The organism is Nocardioides sp. Z13_37 (assembly GCF_058355585.1).
This window is the reverse complement of record NZ_JBZGDV010000007.1, coordinates 207,680-225,482: the sequence shown is the minus strand read 5'-3', so window position 1 is coordinate 225,482 and position 17,803 is coordinate 207,680. Positions and strand designations below refer to the sequence as shown.

The following is a 17,803-nucleotide window of genomic DNA, read 5'->3' as shown; positions in this document are numbered from 1 at the left end:
GGGGGTCCTCAGCGGTAGGTGATCAGGTCGGGGGAGAGGTGGTCGGCGGCGTTGAACGTCACGAGCGTGGTGCCGCGCGAGCCGCGGACGACGGTCGACGTGCCGGTGTTGATCGACACGGGGTTGAGCCGCAGCCACAGGTCGGTGCGCGCCGGCTCGGCGTCCGCGAGGAGGGCGGCCGCCACCCAGGCCACCGGTCCGCCGCTCGTCAGCACGACGGCCGTGCCGCCGCGGGGCAGCGCCTCGGCCAGCCGGGTGAGAGCCGCGCCCACCCGGGTGGTGAACGCCGCGAAGGACTCGTCGTAGGACTCGTCGTGCTCCCCGGACGTCCAGCGCCGGGTCGCCTCCTCGAACCACCGCTGGAACGCGGCCTTCTCCGACTCGCCCTCCGCGGTGGTGGGCTGGTCGTGGACGGCCAGCACCTGCAGGTGGTCGAACTCGCTCCAGCCGGGGTCGACGTCCACTGGCGTCGACCAGCCCGCGCCGTCGAGCACGCCGTGCGCCGTCTGGGCGTGGCGCCTCATCCCGCCCGTCACGACCAGGTCGGGCACGACCCCCCGGGCGGCGAGGGCGGCGCCGAGCACGCGCGACTGCTCGTGCCCGGTCGGGGAGAGCTCGTCGTAGTCGGCGGCGCCGAACGAGGCCTGCCCGTGCCGCACGAGGAGGATGCGGCTCACGCGGCCCCTGCCTCGATCAGCCCGTCGAGCCGTCGGCCGATGACCTGCACGGCGGGCCCGAAGAGGGCGTACATCTCGTTGGTCGTCTGGCCGTGGAACCAGCGGTAGTAGATCTGCTGGGCGATCACGGCCATCCGGAAGAGCCCGAAGACCTCGTAGAACCGCCACTGCTCGGGGGTGACGGACCGGCCGGTGCGCTCGGCGTAGGCCGCCACGAACTCGTCGCGGGTCAGCATCCCGGGCAGGTGCGTGGGCACCCGCCGCATCAGCTGGAACTCCTCGTCGTCGTCGGCCTGGACCCAGTAGGCCATCGAGCCGGCGAGGTCCATCAGCGGGTCGCCGAGGGTCGCCATCTCCCAGTCGAGCACCCCGACCACGCGCGTCACGTCGTCCTCGGCGAGCACCAGGTTGTCGAGCTTGTAGTCGTTGTGGATCACGCAGGTGGCCACGTCGTCGGGCTGGTGGGTGTCGAGCCACGCCATCACCGACTCGAGGTCGGGCACGTCGTCGGTGCGCGCGTTGCGGTAGCGCGTCGACCAGCCCTCGACCTGGCGGCGGACGTAGCCGCGTCCCTTGCCGAGCCCGGCGAGACCCGCCTCCTCGGGGTCGATGCCGTGCAGCTCGGCGAGCACGTCGACGGCGTGCAGGCACAGCTCGCGCGCCTGGTCGGCGGACAGGGGCACGTCGCGGGGCCACTCGCTGCGGGGGATCACGCCGGGGATCCGCTCCATCGCGTAGAAGTCGCCGCCGATGACGTCGGCGTCGTCGCAGAAGGCGACCATCGGGGCGACGTAGCCGAAGACCGGCGCGAGCGCCGACTGGATGGCGTGCTCGCGGTGCATGTCGTGCGCGCCGCGCGCCTTGGTGCCGGCCGGGGCGCGTCGCACGATGAGGTCGCGGCCCGAGGGGTAGCGCAGCAGGTAGGTGAGGTTGGACGCGCCGCCGGTGAACTGGCGCACGTCCGGCTCGCCGTCGAGCCCGTCGGCGCGGTCGGCGTGGTCGCGGATCCAGGCCGCGACCCGGGGGACGTCGAACGCGTCCTCCGCGCGCACCTCGCGGGCGCCGGGCACGTCGATCACGACCCCGCTCCCGCCTCGAGCTTGGCCGCCTGGTCGCGCATGATCGCGTCGTAGGCCGGCCGGTCGGCCCACTTGAGGAAGAAGGCCTGCCGGGCGGCCTCGTCCGGCACGATCACCTCGTCGCCGGCGTCGATGCCGGCCAGGACCGCGGCGGCGATGTCGTCGGCGGTGGTGGTCGAGCGCTCGACCAGCCCGGCGACCACGCGGCCCACGGCCTCGTCGCTGCCCTGCAGGGAGTCCATCAGGTTGGTGCGGAAGTAGGACGGGCAGACCACGCTCGCGCGGATGCCGTACGACGCCAGCTCGTGGCCGCACGTCTCGGTGAAGGCCACGACCGCAGCCTTCACCGCGTTGTAGGAGCCCATCCCGCCCGGGTGCACGAGCCCGGCGAGGGAGGCCACGTTGACGAGGTGGCCCGAGCGCTGCGCCTTGAGCATCGGGACGAACGCCCGGGTGCCGCGGACCGCGCCGAAGAGGTTGATGTCGGTGATCCACTGCCACTCCTCGAGCGTGCAGCGGTCGACCCGCCCGCCACCGGCGACGCCGGCGTTGTTGACCAGCATGTCGAGGCCGCCCCACCGCTGCCGGACGGCCTCCACGGCCGCGTCCCAGTCGGCGTCGGAGGTGATGTCGAGGACGAGGTCGATGCCGTCGGCGGCGACCCGGTCGGTGGCGAGCACCTCGTCACCCCGCTCGCGGAAGGCCGCGACCAGCGCCGCGCCGAGGCCCGAGGCGGCACCGGTGACCAGGACGCGGCGCGGGCTGCTCGTCGGCGCGGCGCTCACGAGGCGTGCTTCCCGAGCTCGATCTTGGCGACCACGTTGCGGTGCACCTCGTCGGGCCCGTCCGCCAGCCGCAGCGTGCGAGCCCCGACCCAGGCGGCCGCGAGCGGGAAGTCGTCGGACATGCCGGCCCCACCGTGCAGCTGGATCGCCATGTCGATCACGTCGAGAGCCATCGCCGGCACCTCGACCTTGATCTCGCTGACCGCGGAGTAGGCCTCGCGGCTCATGCCCTGGTCGAGCAGCCAGGCGGCGTGCAGCACCAGCAACCGCGAGCGGTTGATGGCGATCCGCGCGTCCGCGATGCGCTCGCGGTTGCCGCCGAGGCTGGCGATCGGCTTGCCGAAGGCGGTGCGCGAGAGGGCACGGGCACACGCGAGCTCGAGGGCCCGCTCCGCGAGGCCGATCGCGCGCATGCAGTGGTGGACCCGGCCGGGGCCGAGCCGGCCCTGGGCGATCTCGAAGGCACGGCCCGGGCCGAGCAGGACGTTGGACGCCGGGACCCGCACGTCGTCGAAGGAGACCTCGCCGTGGCCCAGCGGCTCGTCGTAGTAGCCCATCGTGGTGAGCATCCTCTCGACCCGCACGCCCTCGGCGTCGCGCGGCACCAGGACCATGGTGTGGCGGGAGTGCCGGTCGGCGTCGGGGTTGGAGAGCCCCATGAAGACGAAGACCTTGCAGTCGGGGTTGCCGACGCCGGTGGACCACCACTTGCGCCCGTTGATGACGACCTCGTCGCCGTCGAGCACCGCGGTGGCCGCCATGTTGGTCGCGTCGGACGACGCCACGGCCGGCTCGGTCATGCAGAACGCGCTGCGGATCTCCGCGCGCAGCAACGGCTCGAGCCACTGCTCGCGCTGCTCCTCGGTGCCGTACTTGAGCAGCACCTCCATGTTGCCGGTGTCGGGGGCGTTGGAGTTGAAGACCAGCGGGGCGAGGAACGAGCGGCCCATCGCCTCGGCCACCGGCGCGTAGTCGACGTTGGTGAGCCCCTCGCCGCCGTCGGTGCCGAAGTCGGCGGCGTAGCGCCCGGCGTGCGACGCGGGCAGGAACAGGTTCCACAGGCCCTGGGCGCGGGCCTTGGCCTGCAGGTCGGCGATGACGGGGTCCGGGGTCCAGCTGTCGCCGCCGGACTCGCGCAGCCGGGTGATCCGGCGGTGCGCCTCGGCCTCGATCGGCTCGATCTCGTCGGTGACGAACGCGCGCACGCGCTCGCGCAGGTCGCCCGCGCGCGGGGAGAGGGAGAAGTCCATGTCGTTGACCTTCGCACACTGTTGAGCAATGCTCAACAGATGTCCGACGCCCCGGTGCCGCCCGCCGACGCACCCGTCGTACGCCGTCGGTTGAGCGCCGACGAGCGGCGCCGCCAGCTCGTCGGCATCGGCCTCGCGATGATCGTCGAGACGCCGATCCAGGACCTCTCCATGGACGACATCGCCGCCGAGGCCGGGATCTCGCGCGGGCTGCTCTTCCACTACTTCCCGACCAAGACCGACTTCTACCTCGCCTGCATCGCGGCGGCCGGTCGCCGGATCCTGCGCAACACGGCTCCCGACGAGACGCTCCCGGGCCCGGCGCAGGTGGAGATGACCACGCGCCTGATGATCGAGCAGATCGAGCGGCGGCGCAGGTTCTACCTCGCGCTCGTGCACGGCCACGGCGTCGCCGACCCGCGGGTGAGCGAGGTGATGGACTCGGTGCGCGACGTCAGCACCGACCGGGTGGTGGCGGCCCTCGGGGTTGCGGAGTCGCGACGCGACGTCGTCCGCGCGTGGTGGGCCTACACCGAGGACCGGGCGCTCACCTGGTCGGCAGTGCCGACCGGTGAACGCCCGGTCCCGTTGTCGCAGCTGGTCGGAGAGTGCGTCGCCGCGCTCCCCGCCCTGCTGCGGATCAGCTCCTGATCAGTGGCGCGTCACTTCGTGGCGCGCGCCTTCACCGCGAAGCGCAGCCGGTCGTCGAGCGGCTTGCCGGCGCAGGCCAGCAGCGTGTTGCGGTTGCAGCGGTAGCGGGTCGAGGCGTTGACCAGCGTCACCGACACCGCGGCGACCTTGCGGTTGTCGAAGGGCACCTTGGTGGTCCCGTCACCGCGCCGGTTGAGCTTGACCAGCTTGACCTTGCGCTTGCCGTCGAGGCGGTGGACGACCACCACCGCCGCCGGGGAGGTGCGCTTGTCCGGGCCGGTGATGCGCAGCCCGAGCTTCCACTTCTTGCCGTCGAGGCCCGTGCCCGGCCCGTAGACGTAGGACGCCGAGGCCAGGTGGTTGATCTTGGTGCCGAACTTCTTGGTGCGCTTGCGCTTGGTCAGCAACTTGGCGCCGCGGACCTTGGGGCCGGGGTACTCGGCGCCCTCGGGGAAGTTGGCCGCGGGCGTCAGGTTGCCGGCCGCGAACAGGGCGTAGTTCTTGGCGAAGCCGCCCTTGCGCTTGAGCACCTTCTGGAGGGCCAGGATGCTGTTCTTCCCGCCGTCCTTCTTGAGGCTGCCGGACTGCTTCCAGACCTTGAGCATCAGCCCGTTGCCGTAGCGCGAGGTGAGGTACTCCCAGAACACCCAGTTGCCGTACTGGAAGCCGTTGGTGCGGCTGAAGGCGTCGAGCGGGATGTTGGGGGCGTAGATCTGGCTGACCGGGAGGTACTGGCGGTTGTCGTTGACCGTGGTCGCGATCCGCTCCTCCATCCAGGTCGCCGTGGACTCCATCATCCACGGGTCCTCGGCGTAGTCGTAGGCGTACTGGACGGCGTGGAAGAACTCGTGCCCGGCCGTGACGACCAGGTTGTCCAGCGGCGTCCCGTTGGGGAACTGCGCGGCGGCGAAGTCGTTGTCGAGCACGCAGTAGCCCGAGGCGGTGCGCTTCTTGGCGCGCTGCTCCCCGGCGCAGAATCCGTAGAGCGAGCCGCCGAGGTCCTTGAGGTAGACGTCGAACTGCGGGCTGCCGCCCTTGCTGCCGTCACGCACGGGAGCGCGGAAGCCCATCTGGTCGACGATGGTCGACCACACCGAGTCCATGACCGCCAGGTTGGTCGCCGGCCAGTCGGGCGACGGCGGGGCGTCGGCGCCGGTGGGCACGTAGTGCACGCAGATGCGGGTGTTGCACAGCGGCGGCGCCTCGGCGACGGTGTAGCCGAACCCCTGGGGGTCGCTGACGCCGTCGGTCGGGCGCGCGAGGAGCGCGTCGGCCTGGCGCCGCTGGGCGCCCTCGAGCTGCGAGCGCTTCATCCAGAGGTCGCGCAGCACCAGGGTCGCGGAGGGGTCGCTCGGCCGGGCATCGCCGGCGAGCACGCGGCGCGCCGTCGCGAGGGTCTCGGACGCGGTCGGCTCGAGCTGCTCCTCCAGCACGGGCAGGGCCGGCTCCGGAGTCAGCTCGAGCAGGTCGGAGGGGTCGAGGACCCCCGATGACCCGGGCGTGCTGCCCGGACGGTCGTTGGTGGCCGCGACGGCCGGGGCGCCGAGCGCCCCGCCCACCAGTGCGATGGCCACTGCGGTGGTGACGAATCTGCGCATGGTTCCCCTCGTGTCGGTCATGTCCACCCGACCCTAACCCGCGCGCGACCCCTCGGCGGTGTCGACGGCTCAGAGGTCGGCGATGTGCTCGATGATCGCCGTGGTGGAGATGGCGGGGGTGCGGGGCAGGTAGACGACCTCGCAGACGTCGGCCAGGTCGTCGAACTTCCCGGCCCAGTCGTCGCCCATCACCAGCACGTCGGCGCCGTGCTCGAGGAGGTAGTCGCGCTTCTGCTCGAGGCTCTCCTCGACGAAGACCTCGTCGACGACCTTGAGCGCGCCGACGATCGCGAGGCGCTCGCGCTGGCTGAAGATCGGCGCACGGCCCTTCTTGCGCTCGTTGAGGGCGTCGGCGGAGACCCCGACGACCAGACGCTCACCGAGCTCGGCGGCGCGCTCGAGCACGCGCAGGTGTCCGACATGGAACACGTCGAACGTGCCGAAGGTGATCACGGTGCGAGGCATGCGCGGCATTCTGGCACGCGGGGCGTCACTGGCCGTGGGGGAGGATGGCCCGCATGGTCGCCACCTCCGCCACCTCACCGGCCGGCTCGCCCTCGAGCCCGCCGCCGGTCTCGCTGATCACCCCCGACCCCGGCGCCGACGAGGCCCGGCGGCGAGGGCTGCGCCGGATGCGCACGGTCGCGGTCGGGCTGCTGCTGCTCGCCGCCTGCGTCTACGTCGCCACGCTCGGGCGCGACGGCTTCTGGGGGTTCGTCAACGCCGGCGCCGAGGCCTCGATGGTGGGCGCGATCGCCGACTGGTTCGCCGTGACCGCGCTGTTCAAGCACCCGCTCGGCCTGCCCATCCCGCACACCGCCCTCGTGCCCAAGCGCAAGGACGAGCTGGGCAGGGGGCTGCAGGAGTTCGTGGGGGAGAACTTCCTCCAGGAGGACATCATCCGCGAGCGGGTGGCCGCCGCGACGATCTCCGCGCGGGTGGGCGCCTGGCTGGGGGAGCCCGCCCACGCGCGCCGCGTGGTCGACGAGGTCGCCGAGGTGGCGGTGATCGCCCTCGGCAAGGTGCGCGACGACCATGTCGCCGACCTGGTCACCCAGGCGCTCGTCCCGCGGTTCCGCGACGAGCCGATCTCCCCGCTGCTGGGCACGACCCTGATGGAGGTGCTGCGCGACGACCTGCACCACGGGCTGGTCGACCTCGCCGTCGACGAGATGCACACCTGGCTGCGCGACAACCCCGAGACGTTCGTCCGGGTGCTGGAGGAGCGGGCGCCCTGGTGGGCGCCGCCCCGGCTCAACGACGCCGTCACCTCGCGGATGCACGTGCAGGCGATGGCCTGGCTGGAGGACATCCGCGACGACCCGCAGCACCGGGCCCGCGAGGCGCTCGACTCGATGCTGGGCCAGCTCGCCCACGACCTGCTCAACGACGAGGAGACGGTGCGCCGCACGGAGGCGCTCAAGGAGCGCCTGCTCGAGCACCCCCAGGTCGTCACGACGGCGATCTCGTTGTGGAAGGCGATGCGCTCGGCACTGCTCGGCTCCATCCGCGATCCCGAGGGGGCGGTCCGCCAGCGCGTGCTGGAGGAGCTCAGCGCCTTCGCCGAGCGGCTGCGCGACGACGCGGCGCTGCGCGAGCGGCTCGACCGCGTCGCGGCGGACCTCACGGTGTTCGGGGTCGAGCGCTACGGCGCCGAGGTGACGACGGTGATCACCTCGACGATCGAGCGGTGGGACGGCAAGGAGGCCGCGCGGCGCATCGAGCTGCACGTGGGGCGCGACCTGCAGTTCATCCGCATCAACGGCACCATCGTCGGCGGCCTCGTGGGCGTGCTGATCCACGCTGTGAGCCTCGCGGTGCACTGACCGGCGACCGGCTCCCACCTCTCGGGGGCGGGGGTCAGCGGCGGCAGGGCTTCATGACCGGCATGACGCGCGAGCGGCTCTGGTGCGCGCGGGCGTACGCGTCGTCGAAGTGCGCGAGGTACTGGTCGTGCAGCCAGCGGTTGCCCACCACGCGCAGCATGACCTCGTCGTTGTAGAGCAGGCCGCCGCAGGTGGTGTTGGAGGTGCCGGTCACCACCAGGTGCGTGGCCCTGCCGCGGAAGCGCGCGTGCGCCACGAGCATCTTGTCGTGGGTGAGGACGGTCCGGACCCGGCGGTCGGGGATGTCACCGCTGGGCAGCGCACGCTGCACCCAGTTCTCCACCGTGTCCCGCGAGGTCACGACCCGCACCCGGCAGCCGCGGTCGGAGAGCCGCGCCAGCTGGGCGCGCACGTCGGCGCGCTGGATCACCGCGACCATCGCCGAGACGTCGCGGGCGCCCCGGGAGCACCGGAGGCCCTTGAGGGTCGAGAGGAGCAGGTCGTTGCGGTTGGGGTAGACGGCCGCCGTGACGGTCCCGTTGGACCACACCTTGCGACGGTCGTCCCAGCGCTGGCCGTCCACGGTCAGGCGCTGGGCCTGCAGCCGGGCGAAGTAGTCGAGGCCGAAGGCGTACAGCCCGGGATCGTCGATCTTGATGAACGAGTTGTACTGGCGGTACTGGCGGTCCTCGAGGTTGGCCGAGGACGTGATGAAGGACTGCACCCCGCCGATGTCGGTCAGGAAGAACTTCAGGTGCTGCACGTCCTGGCTGTCGGGGTACGGGCCCGGCGCGCGCCACGGGAGGCAGGCGCCCTTGCAGATGGTCACGTTGCGGATCGTGGGGTCCTGCTGCTCGAGCGTCTCGATCAGCCGGCGGCCCTGCTTGTTGAGCCGCAGGTCGTCGTCGCCGACCAGCAGCACGGTGGCGCCGCGCCGCTGCGCGGCCAGGATCGCGTCGGTCGGCGGCTTGATGTCCCACCGGAACATCGCGATGCGGATCGTGTCGCCCGGGCCGGCGGTGTCGAAGAGCCGGCTGGGCCGGTCGAGCACGGTCGGGTCGCGCGGCACGGTCGGCGGGGAGGTGAAGCACACCTCGATGCCGGTCTGGGCCTGGCACCCGCTCCGCCCGGGCGGAGCGGCGGCCGGTGCGGTGCTGGCCGGTGCGGTGCTGGCCGGTGCGGTGACCGCCAGCAGGGGCGCGAGCAGGCACAGCACGACCCCGGCCAGCAGTCCTGCGCGTCGCACCACCCGCACACCTTGGCACGGAACGCGCCCGTGCTGGTTCACTGGCCTCATGTCCCCCGAGTCGCCGTCGTCCCCGTCCGCACAGCCCGAGCCGGTCGACGTGCCGATCCGCGACGAGTCGATCCGGCTCGGCCAGTTCCTCAAGCTGGCCAACCTCGTCGAGAGCGGTGCCGACGCCAAGCCGGTGCTCGCGGACGGCGCGGTGCGGGTCAACGGGGAGGTAGAGACGCGCCGGGGCCGCCAGCTCGCCCCCGGCGACGTGGTCGCGCTGGGCGGGCAGGCGGCCCGCGTCGCCACCGGAGAGGCCGAGATCGACGTCCCCTGGTGACGTCCCCTGCGGGGTGGTGGCTACTTCACCTCGCGGGTCAGCACCCGCCAGGTGCCGATGGCCAGCGGGAGCATCACCCACGCGCCCACGCCGGTGCCCAGCTGGGCCCAGTCCAGGGCTGACATCTCGCCCTCGAGGAGCGGTCGGGTGACCGAGTCGAGGTCGAGCCACTCGCCGACGTCGGAGAGCGCGCCGACGATCTGGGTGACGATGGTCCACGCGGTGGGCAGCACGAGCACGGTCACGATGGCGACCGGCGTGTTGAGGAACAGCAGTCCGAACGCCACGCCCTGGAGCACGAAGATCAGCAGCCCCAGGACGAGCCCGCCGGCGGCGCCGGCGCCGAGGTCCCAGGTGCCGCTGCCCGCCAGGGTGGCGAGGGCGGCCGCGGCGAAGGCGACGACCATGACGACGAGCCCGAGCACCAGGGCGCCGAGCGCCTTGGCGAGCACGACGCGCCCGCGGTGCGGCTCGAGGGCGAAGGTGACCAGCCCGGTGCGCTGGGTCCACTCGGCGGTCGCGGCCATGATGCCGATGACCGGCAGCAGCAGCGACAGCGGCAGGATCGAGATCTGCACCAGGGTGGCGAAGCTCGCGTCGTCGGCGGATCCCCACACCACGAACGCGGCGAGGATCAGCACGGTCAGGGCGGCCATCACGATGACCATCCACCGCCCGGCGCGGGTGTCGACCATCTTGCGCACCTCGGCGTGCAGGGTGCGGGAGAACGGCACGCCGGGGCGTCCGGGCAGCGCCGCCGGGTCTCCGGGGCGGCCGGTGGACCCGCCGCCGACGGCGGGGGTGGCGGTGTCGGTGCTCATGCTGCGTCTCCTTCACGTGAGGTGGCGGCCGTGAGGCCGAGGAACATCTCCTCCAGGCCCTCGGAGCCGCCGCTGCGCAGCTCGAGGAGCACCACGGACTCGCGGGCGGCGATCTCGCCGACCACGCGCGACTCGGCGTCGACGACGAGGCCCGACCCGGTCCGGGTCACCGCGACGCCGGCGTCCTGCAGGAGCCGGGCCAGCCGGACGTCGTCGGTGGAGGAGACCGAGGTGCCGCCGCGGCTGAGGAGCTCGTCCTTGGAGCCCATCGCCACGATCCGCCCGCGGCCGATCATCACCAGGTCGTCGGCGACGACCTGCACCTCGTGGAGCAGGTGGCTCGAGAGCAGCACCGTTCCGCCGCCGTCGGCGAAGCGGCGCAGCAGGCCGCGCATCCAGTGGATGCCCTGCGGGTCGAGCCCGTTGGCCGGCTCGTCGAGGATGAGCACGTGGGGATCGCCCAGCAGGGCCGCGGCGATGCCGAGGCGCTGGCGCATCCCGAGCGAGTAGTTGCGGACCCGCCGGTCCGCCTCCTCCTGGGTCAGCCCGACGAGGGCGAGGGACTCCTCGACGCGCGCCTTGGAGACGCCGAGCGAGATGGCGGCGACCCGCAGTACCTCGCGCCCGGTCCGTCCGGGGTGCTGGGCGGAGGCGTCGAGCATGACGCCGACCTGGCGTCCGGGGTTGTGGAGGTCGCGGTAGGGGTGGCCGAGGATGGTGGCCCGTCCCGACGTGGCCGGCGTGAGGCCCGTCATCATCCGCATGGCGGTGGACTTGCCGGCGCCGTTGGGTCCGAGGAAGCCGACGACGCTGCCGGGGCGGACCTCGAACGAGATGTCGTCCACGGCGGTGAACCCGCCGTAGCGCTTGGTGAGGTTCTCGACTCTGATCATGGCGTCAGTCTCTCGGACCGACGGCGCTGCCGCGTCGGGCGGAGGGGTCGCCGGGGTCCGACCGCGGTATCGGTGTGCGTGCCGTGCCGAGACCTGGGTCGGACGCGACGGCCGTGCCGGGCCCCCTAGGGTCGGGGCCATGGTGGGGACGGGCCGGCTCGCGGCGACCTGGCGCTACGCGCTCGCCGTCGTCATCAGCCTGATCGCGTGGGCGGTGCCCCTCATCGGATCGGCCGGGCGGGTGTCCGAGCCCGCCCTGCTGTGGTTCGTGCTCGGCGACCCGGCGCTCGGGCTGCTGTCGTTCGTGCTCATCCGCTGGCGGCACCGCCGCCCGGCGCTGGTGGCCGGACTGCTGTGCGCCTTCTCGTTCGTCTCCGCCTCCAGCGCCGGTCCCGGGTCGTGGATCGTCGGCTCGCTCGCCTCCCACCGGCACTGGCGGATCCTGGCCGTGGTCGCCCCGCTCACCGTCGTCGCCGGCGTCGTGCAGGAGCGGATCGGCATCGCCGAGGACGTCCTGCCCCTGTGGGCGTCCGCGGCCTTCGGCTTCCTCGTCGTGGGCATCCTCGTCGCCACCGGCTACGCGATGGGCTCGCAGCGCGACCTCGTCGACTCCTACCGTGAGCGTGCCCTCACCGCCGAGCGCGAGCAGCGCGCACGGGTGGCCCAGGCGCAGGCGGCCGAGCGCACGCGGATCGCCCGCGAGATGCACGACGTGCTGGCCCACCGCATCTCGCTGGTGGCGATGCATGCCGGCGCGCTGGGCTATCGCGCCGACCTGAGCGCGGAGGAGCAGGCCGGCGCGGCCAAGTCGATCGAGGAGAACGCCCATCGCGCGCTGTCGGACCTGCGGGCGGTGCTCGGGGTGCTCCGGGATCCCTCGCAGCCCGTCGACGCCGTCCCCGAGCGCCCGCAGCCCGGGCTCGGCGACGTCGCCGCGCTGGTGGCGGAGGAGCAGGCCGGAGGGATGCGCGTCCAGCTGGTCGACCGCGTCGAGGGCGAGGTGCCGGCCGGCACCGGCCGCACCGCCTACCGGATCGTGCAGGAGGCCCTCACCAACGCCCGCAAGCACGCACCGGGCACCGCGGTGAGCGTCGAGGTGGCCGGCTCGCCGGCCGACGGCCTCGTGATCGCCGTGCGCAACGCCGCGCCCATCGGTCGGCGCGGCCCGGACCTCCCGGCCTCGGGCCTGGGACTGATCGGCCTCGCGGAGCGGGCGACGCTGGCGGGCGGGCGGATCAGCCACGGCACCGATGCCGGTGGCGGCTACGCGGTGCGGGCGTGGATACCGTGGGACTCGTGACGGGAGCAGCCACCGAGTCGGCCGTGCGGCTGGTGATCGTCGACGACGACCCGATGGTGCGCGCGGCGCTGCGGATGATGCTGGGCGGCGACTCCGGGCTGGTCGTGGTCGCGGAGGCCGGCGACGGCGAGGAGGCGCTGCGGGTGGTGGCCGACGCGGGTGCCGACGTGGTGCTGATGGACATCCGGATGCCGGTGCGCGACGGGCTCAGCGCGACCGCGGAGCTGCTGGCGTCCCACCCCGGCCTGAAGGTCATCGTGCTGACCACGTTCGACACCGACGACATGGTCCTGCGGGCGCTGCGCATCGGGGCCGCGGGCTTCCTGCTCAAGGACACGCCGCCGGCGCGGCTCGTCGAGGCGATCCGCACGGTGGCCGCGGGGCAGCCGATGCTGTCGCCGAGCGTGACGGCCCAGCTCATCGCGGCCGTGACGCGCGACGGTCAGGACGCCGACGCCCACGAGCGGACCCGGTCGGCGCGCTCGGCGCTCGCCGCGCTCACCGACCGCGAGCGCGACGTGGCCCGGGCGGTGGCACGGGGGATGAGCAACGCCGACATCGCCGCCGAGCTCTTCATGGGCGTCCCGACGGTGAAGACGCACGTCGGGCGGCTGTTCACCAAGCTGGGCGTCGAGAACCGGGTGCAGGTCGCGATCCTGGTCCACGACGCCCAGGCCTAGGTGGCCGGTCGGGGCCGGTCAGGGGCTCAGCGCACGTCGAGCAGGTCGACCACGAAGATCAGCGTCTCGCCCGGCTTGATGGCACCGGGGGCACCGCGGTCGCCGTAGCCGAGGTGCGGCGGGATGACCAGGCGGCGGCGACCGCCGACCTTCATGCCCTGCACGCCGGTGTCCCAGCCGGAGATGACCTGGCCGATGCCGAGGCGGAACTCCAGCGGCGTGCCGCGGTTGTAGGACGCGTCGAACTCCTCGCCCGTGGAGTGGGCGACGCCGACGTAGTGCACGGAGACGGTCGAGCCAGCCGTGGCCTCGGCACCTTCTCCCTCGACGAGGTCGGTGACCTCCAGGTCGGCGGGCGCGTCGCCCATGTGGGGGTCGACGTCAGGCTTCTCGCTCACGATCTCTCCATTCGAATCAGGCGTGTGGGTCAGGTCTGGTGCACGTAGCTGTCGAGCTGGTCGCGCTCGAACTCGAGCTCACCGATCCGGCTCTTGACGACGTCACCGATGCTGATGATGCCGGTCAGCCGTCCGGAGGCGACCACCGGGACGTGCCGGACGCGGTGCTCGGTCATGGTCTGCATCAGCTCGGTGACCCCGTCGTCGGCCGTGCAGGTGCGCACGTCGGCGGTCATGATCGAGCTGACGGTGCTCGCCATCACGCCGGAGTCGTCGTGCAGGCGGCGCACCACGTCGCGCTCGCTGACGATGCCCGCCACGTGCTCGCCGTCCTCGCTCACCACCAGCGCGCCGACGTTGTGCTCGGCCAGCAGCGCCACCAGCTCGCGCACGGAGGCGTCGGGGCTGATCGTCACGACCGCCTGGCTGCTCTTGCCCTGCATGACGTCCTTGATCTTCATGGTCTCGACCTCTCGTCCGGCAGAACTGGTGGACGTCACCGTAGCCAAGCCGGGCACCGAGGGACAGGGCTGCGCGTGTCGCGTCAGTCGAGCACCGGCGGCGCCTGCCGGGCGCGCAGGGTGCTGACCGAGCCGAGCCCGCGGCGGGGCACGTCGGGGTCGGTCTCGTCGTCGGCGGCTCCCAGGAAGGACAGGGCGGCGTCGTGGAGGTGGCCGTTGGAGGCCAGCGCGTTGCCGCCCCACGGCCCGTCGGTGCCGTCCAGCGAGGTGAACCGGCCCCCCGCCTCGCGCACGATGACGTCGAGGGCGGCCATGTCGTAGAGCTCGAGCTCCGGCTCGGCCGCGAGGTCGACGGCCCCCTCGGCGAGCAGCATGTAGGACCAGAAGTCGCCGTAGGCGCGGGTGCGCCAGCAGCGCCGGGACAGCGAGACGAAGTCGTCGAGGCGGTCGCGCTCGTCCCAGCCCGACAGCGAGGAGTAGCTGAGCGACGCGTCCTCGAGGCGGCGCACGTCGGAGACCTCGCACCGCGTGGCCTTGAGCAGGGAGCGGCCCGTCCACGCCCCGTTGCCCGCCGAGGCCCACCACCGGCGCTGCAGCTGGGGCGCGGAGACCACGCCGAGCACCACCTCGTCGTCGATGGCGAGCGCGATCAGGGTCGCCCAGACCGGCACCCCGCGCACGAAGTTCTTCGTCCCGTCGATCGGGTCCACGATCCACCGCCGGTGCCCGTGCCCGGTCGTGCCCTGCTCCTCGCCGACCACGGCGTCGCGCGAGCGGACCCGCGAGAGCGTGCGCCGGATTCCCTCCTCGACGGCCCGGTCGGCGTCGGTGACCGGGGTCAGGTCGGGCTTGCTCATGACGTGGAGGTCGAGCGCCTTGAAGCGGGCCTGGGTCAGCGAGTCCGCGTCGTCGGCCAGGACGTGGGCCAGGCGCAGGTCGTCGGTGTGATCGGTGGAGCCGGTGCGGGGCATGTTCACAGGCTATTCCCAGCCTGCCGCCCTAGCCTGCATCCCATGGAGCTCAACGGGGTGCCGCTGCACCCGCTCGTCGTCCACGCCGTCGTCGTCCTCGCACCGCTGGGCGCCCTGACGGGGCTGGCGTACGCCCTCGTGCCGCGCTGGCGCTGGCTGCTGCGGTGGCCGCTCGTGGTGCTCGCCGTGGTCGTGGCCGGCGCGGCGGTCCTCGCGGCGCAGGCGGGGGAGGACCTGCTGGCGTCGCGTCCCGAGCTCGCGCCCATCGTGGCCGACCACGAGGAGGCGGGCGAGCTGCTGCGCAACGTGACCCTCGGCTACGTCGTCGTCGCCGGACTCGCCGCGTGGGCGCTGGGCGGCGTCTCGGCGCTCGCCTCCGGGCGGGGTGCGCGCGAGACCCGCTTCGGCGTCCCGGTGGCGGTGCTGCTCGTGGCCGCCTCCGCGGCCGTCCTCGTCACGGTCTACCTCGCCGGCGACTCCGGTGCGACGGCGGTCTGGGGCTAGGCGCCCCGGTCCGGCGTCGGGCGCTCACCAGTCGCTCGAGGCCTCGCGGGCCGCGAGCAGGCGCCGGAACGACTCCACGCGGTCGGGGTCGGCCTCGCCCGCCGCGACCGCCTCGTCGAGGCCGCACTCCGGCTCGTCGCTGCCGTGGGTGCAGCCGCGCGGGCACGTCTCGGTCATCTCGTCGAGGTCGGGGAACGCCTCGATGAGGTTCTCCGGCCGCACGTGGGCGAGCCCGAAGGACCGGATGCCGGGGGTGTCGATGATCCAGCCGTCGCCGTCGGGCAGCTCGAGGAGGTAGGCGCTGGTGGAGGTGTGGCGCCCGCGGCCGGTGACGGCGTTGACGATGCCGACCTCGCGGTGCGCGTCGGGGATGAGCGCGTTGACGAGGGTGGACTTGCCGACGCCGCTGTGGCCCACCAGCACGCTCGTGCGCCCCCGCAGCCGCTCGCGCAGCTCGGTGAGGTCGCCGGCGCCCTCGCCCTTGAGCTGGGTCACCACCCACGGCACTCCCAGCGAGCGGTAGGTGGAGAGCAGCGTCTCGGGGTCGGCCAGGTCGGCCTTGGTCAGGCACAGCAGCGGCGCCATCCCGGCGTCGTAGGCCGCGACCAGCGCGCGGTCGATCAGCCGCGGGCGCGGCTCGGGGTCGGCGAGGGCGGTGACGACGACCAGCTGGTCGGCGTTGGAGACGATCACCCGCTCGACGGGGTCGTCGTCGTCGGCCGTGCGGCGCAGCGTGGTCGTGCGCTCGACCACCTCGACGATGCGGGCCAGCGACCCGTCGGCGCCGCTCGTGTCGCCGACGACGCGCACCCGGTCGCCCACCACGACGCCCTTGCGTCCGAGGGGCCGCGACTTCATCGCCATCGCGCGGTGGCCGTCGACGAGCAGCGTGAAGCGGCCGCGGTCGACGGTGACCACCCTGGCCTCGACGGCGTCGTCGTAGGTGGGCCGGTCCTTGGTGCGCGGGCGGGTGCGGCGACGTGGTCGCTCGTAGTGCTCCTGGTCGTGCTCGGAGTAGCGACCCGTCACGAGCTCGCACCGACGCCGCTCGGGGCAGCGCCCACCGCCCGGCTCCAGGCGCCGGCGAAGTCGGGGAAGGTCTTGGAGGTGGTGGCGATGTCCTCCACCATCACCTCGTCCACGGCGAGGCCCAGGATGGCGCCGGCGTGGGCCATGCGGTGGTCGGCGTAGGTGCGGAACGTGCCGCCGTGCAGGGGCGCCGGTCGGATGGTCAGCCCGTCGTCGCGCTCGGTGACGTCGGCCCCCAGCCGCGCGAGCTCCGTGGCGAGCGCGGTGATCCGGTCGGTCTCGTGGCCGCGGATGTGCGCGACGCCGCGCAGGTGGGAGGGCGAGTCGGCCAGCGCGCAGAGGGCGGCCACGGCGGGCGTCAGCTCGCCGACGTCGTGCAGGTCGAGGTCGACGCCGGACAGCCGCGGCGGCCCCACCACGGTGAGGTCGCCGTCCGCGAGGGAGACCTCGCAGCCCATCAGCGTGAGGATCTCGCGCAGCTCGTCGCCCGGCTGCGTGGTCGCGGCCGGCCAGTCGGTGACCGTGACCCGGCCACCGGTCGCGGCGGCGAGGGCGAGGAACGGCGCGGCGTTGGAGAGGTCGGGCTCGATGTCGTGGTCGACCGCCCGGACCGGGCCGGGGGAGACCGCCCAGCGGTTGGCGTCGGCGTCGTCGACCTCGACACCGTGGCGGCGCAGCATCTGCACGGTCATCTCGATGTGGGGCAGCGAGGGCACCGGCTTGCCGACGTGGCGCACGTCGACGCCGTGCTCGTAGCGGGCGCCGGCGAGCAGCAGGGCCGAGACGAACTGGGACGACGCGCTGGCGTCGATGGTGACCGTGCCGCCGGGCACCGATCCCGTGCCCTCCACCGCGAACGGCAGCGCACCCCGTCCACCGTCGTCGACCCGCACCCCGAGCGCACCCAGCGCGGCGAGCACCGGGCCGACGGGACGCAGCCGCATGTGCGGGTCGCCGTCGAAGCGCACGGTGCCGCGCGCCAGGCCGGCGATCGGCGGCACGAAGCGCATCACCGTGCCGGCCAGGCCGCAGTCGACGTCGGCGTCGCGGTCCCAGGGGGCGGGGGAGACGGCCCAGTCGCCCGTGCCGCGGCCGCCGGTGTCGCGGATCTCCGTGCCGAGGGCGGTGAGCGCGGTCGCCATGAGCAGCGTGTCGCGCGAGCGCAGCGGACGTCGTACGACGCTGGGGCCGTCGGCGAGCGCCGCGAGGACGAGGGCGCGGTTGGTCAGCGACTTGCTGCCCGGCAGCGACACGACCCGGTCGACGGGATCGTGGGGGCGCGGGGCCGGCCAGAGCTCACTCACCC

20 protein-coding genes are annotated in these 17,803 nt (G+C 73.3%); 6 read left to right on the top strand and 14 right to left on the bottom strand.

What is annotated here, in order from left to right:
• Window positions 1-8 precede the first annotated feature (8 nt).
• Genes AC4H2S_RS17020 through AC4H2S_RS17005 form a run of 4 tightly spaced genes read right to left on the bottom strand, consistent with a single transcriptional unit; the run spans window position 9 to window position 3,791 of the window.
• Window positions 9-677 carry a histidine phosphatase family protein gene (locus AC4H2S_RS17020; protein WP_491498163.1) on the bottom strand — a complete coding sequence of 223 codons (669 nt, stop codon included), beginning with the start codon at window positions 675-677 and terminating at the stop codon, window positions 9-11.
• Window positions 674-1,756: a phosphotransferase family protein gene (locus AC4H2S_RS17015; protein WP_491498162.1), complete on the bottom strand. Its 1,083-nt coding sequence runs from the start codon at window positions 1,754-1,756 to the stop codon at window positions 674-676. Before AC4H2S_RS17015 ends, AC4H2S_RS17020 begins: the two co-directional genes overlap by 4 nt.
• Window positions 1,753-2,541 carry an SDR family NAD(P)-dependent oxidoreductase gene (locus AC4H2S_RS17010; protein WP_491498161.1) on the bottom strand — a complete coding sequence of 263 codons (789 nt, stop codon included), beginning with the start codon at window positions 2,539-2,541 and terminating at the stop codon, window positions 1,753-1,755. Before AC4H2S_RS17010 ends, AC4H2S_RS17015 begins: the two co-directional genes overlap by 4 nt.
• Complete coding sequence (locus tag AC4H2S_RS17005; RefSeq protein ID WP_491498160.1) at window positions 2,538-3,791, bottom strand: acyl-CoA dehydrogenase family protein; 1,254 nt, start codon at window positions 3,789-3,791, stop codon at window positions 2,538-2,540. The genes AC4H2S_RS17010 and AC4H2S_RS17005 overlap by 4 nt, the downstream gene beginning before the upstream one ends.
• 39 nt (window positions 3,792-3,830) lie before the next feature.
• On the opposite strand from AC4H2S_RS17005, the gene AC4H2S_RS17000 reads away from it, so the two are divergent.
• Window positions 3,831-4,442: a TetR/AcrR family transcriptional regulator gene (locus tag AC4H2S_RS17000; RefSeq protein ID WP_491498159.1), complete on the top strand. Its 612-nt coding sequence runs from the start codon at window positions 3,831-3,833 to the stop codon at window positions 4,440-4,442.
• Window positions 4,443-4,453: 11 nt separating this feature from the next.
• On the opposite strand, the gene AC4H2S_RS16995 is transcribed toward AC4H2S_RS17000, so the two are convergent.
• Together AC4H2S_RS16995 and AC4H2S_RS16990 are read right to left on the bottom strand one after the other, a co-directional pair.
• Complete coding sequence (locus tag AC4H2S_RS16995; protein ID WP_491498158.1) at window positions 4,454-6,040, bottom strand: MXAN_6640 family putative metalloprotease; 1,587 nt, start codon at window positions 6,038-6,040, stop codon at window positions 4,454-4,456.
• Window positions 6,041-6,109: 69 nt separating this feature from the next.
• A complete protein-coding gene (locus tag AC4H2S_RS16990; protein ID WP_491498157.1) occupies window positions 6,110-6,505 on the bottom strand; it encodes an FAD synthase family protein in 396 nt (131 codons plus the stop codon).
• Between the two features lie 53 nt (window positions 6,506-6,558).
• Here AC4H2S_RS16990 and AC4H2S_RS16985 point away from each other — a divergent pair, with 53 nt between their 5' ends.
• On the top strand, window positions 6,559-7,866 hold the full coding sequence (locus AC4H2S_RS16985; RefSeq protein WP_491498156.1) for a DUF445 domain-containing protein: 1,308 nt from the start codon (window positions 6,559-6,561) through the stop codon (window positions 7,864-7,866).
• Between the two features lie 34 nt (window positions 7,867-7,900).
• On the opposite strand, the gene AC4H2S_RS16980 is transcribed toward AC4H2S_RS16985, so the two are convergent.
• Window positions 7,901-9,112 (bottom strand): phospholipase D-like domain-containing protein, encoded by a 1,212-nt coding sequence (locus AC4H2S_RS16980; protein WP_491498155.1) that lies wholly within the window; start codon window positions 9,110-9,112, stop codon window positions 7,901-7,903.
• A gap of 49 nt (window positions 9,113-9,161) precedes the next feature.
• Between AC4H2S_RS16980 and AC4H2S_RS16975 the strand changes: the two genes are divergently transcribed.
• Window positions 9,162-9,440 (top strand): RNA-binding S4 domain-containing protein, encoded by a 279-nt coding sequence (locus AC4H2S_RS16975; RefSeq protein ID WP_491498154.1) that lies wholly within the window; start codon window positions 9,162-9,164, stop codon window positions 9,438-9,440.
• A 20-nt stretch (window positions 9,441-9,460) separates the two neighbouring features.
• Here the strand turns inward: AC4H2S_RS16975 and AC4H2S_RS16970 are convergent, their stop codons facing one another.
• Both AC4H2S_RS16970 and AC4H2S_RS16965 read right to left on the bottom strand, forming a co-directional pair.
• Entirely contained in the window at window positions 9,461-10,261 is an 801-nt protein-coding gene (locus tag AC4H2S_RS16970) for a hypothetical protein (RefSeq protein ID WP_491498153.1), read from the bottom strand.
• Window positions 10,258-11,154: an ABC transporter ATP-binding protein gene (locus tag AC4H2S_RS16965; RefSeq protein ID WP_491498152.1), complete on the bottom strand. Its 897-nt coding sequence runs from the start codon at window positions 11,152-11,154 to the stop codon at window positions 10,258-10,260. The genes AC4H2S_RS16970 and AC4H2S_RS16965 overlap by 4 nt, the downstream gene beginning before the upstream one ends.
• A 139-nt stretch (window positions 11,155-11,293) precedes the next feature.
• Between AC4H2S_RS16965 and AC4H2S_RS16960 the strand changes: the two genes are divergently transcribed.
• Together AC4H2S_RS16960 and AC4H2S_RS16955 are read left to right on the top strand one after the other, a co-directional pair.
• Complete coding sequence (locus AC4H2S_RS16960) at window positions 11,294-12,454, top strand: sensor histidine kinase (RefSeq protein ID WP_491498151.1); 1,161 nt, start codon at window positions 11,294-11,296, stop codon at window positions 12,452-12,454.
• Window positions 12,451-13,134, top strand: coding sequence for a response regulator (locus tag AC4H2S_RS16955; protein WP_491498150.1), 684 nt, complete (start codon window positions 12,451-12,453; stop codon window positions 13,132-13,134). Before AC4H2S_RS16960 ends, AC4H2S_RS16955 begins: the two co-directional genes overlap by 4 nt.
• Window positions 13,135-13,160: 26 nt before the next feature.
• Here the strand turns inward: AC4H2S_RS16955 and AC4H2S_RS16950 are convergent, their stop codons facing one another.
• From AC4H2S_RS16950 to AC4H2S_RS16940, 3 genes are all read right to left on the bottom strand, one after another.
• Window positions 13,161-13,502 (bottom strand): FKBP-type peptidyl-prolyl cis-trans isomerase, encoded by a 342-nt coding sequence (locus AC4H2S_RS16950; protein ID WP_186341817.1) that lies wholly within the window; start codon window positions 13,500-13,502, stop codon window positions 13,161-13,163.
• A 59-nt stretch (window positions 13,503-13,561) separates the two neighbouring features.
• Window positions 13,562-13,993, bottom strand: coding sequence for a CBS domain-containing protein (locus AC4H2S_RS16945; RefSeq protein WP_491498149.1), 432 nt, complete (start codon window positions 13,991-13,993; stop codon window positions 13,562-13,564).
• Between the two features lie 83 nt (window positions 13,994-14,076).
• Window positions 14,077-14,964, bottom strand: coding sequence for an inositol monophosphatase family protein (locus AC4H2S_RS16940; protein WP_491498148.1), 888 nt, complete (start codon window positions 14,962-14,964; stop codon window positions 14,077-14,079).
• Between the two features lie 42 nt (window positions 14,965-15,006).
• Here AC4H2S_RS16940 and AC4H2S_RS16935 point away from each other — a divergent pair, with 42 nt between their 5' ends.
• Complete coding sequence (locus tag AC4H2S_RS16935; RefSeq protein WP_491498147.1) at window positions 15,007-15,468, top strand: DUF2231 domain-containing protein; 462 nt, start codon at window positions 15,007-15,009, stop codon at window positions 15,466-15,468.
• A 24-nt stretch (window positions 15,469-15,492) separates the two neighbouring features.
• Here AC4H2S_RS16935 and rsgA read toward each other — a convergent pair whose 3' ends face one another.
• The gene (gene rsgA / locus AC4H2S_RS16930; protein ID WP_491498146.1) at window positions 15,493-16,497 is read right to left on the bottom strand and encodes a ribosome small subunit-dependent GTPase A; all 1,005 of its coding nucleotides are present in this window, start codon (window positions 16,495-16,497) and stop codon (window positions 15,493-15,495) included.
• Complete coding sequence (gene aroA / locus AC4H2S_RS16925) at window positions 16,494-17,801, bottom strand: 3-phosphoshikimate 1-carboxyvinyltransferase (RefSeq protein WP_491498145.1); 1,308 nt, start codon at window positions 17,799-17,801, stop codon at window positions 16,494-16,496. Before aroA ends, rsgA begins: the two co-directional genes overlap by 4 nt.
• Window positions 17,802-17,803: the final 2 nt, after the last annotated feature.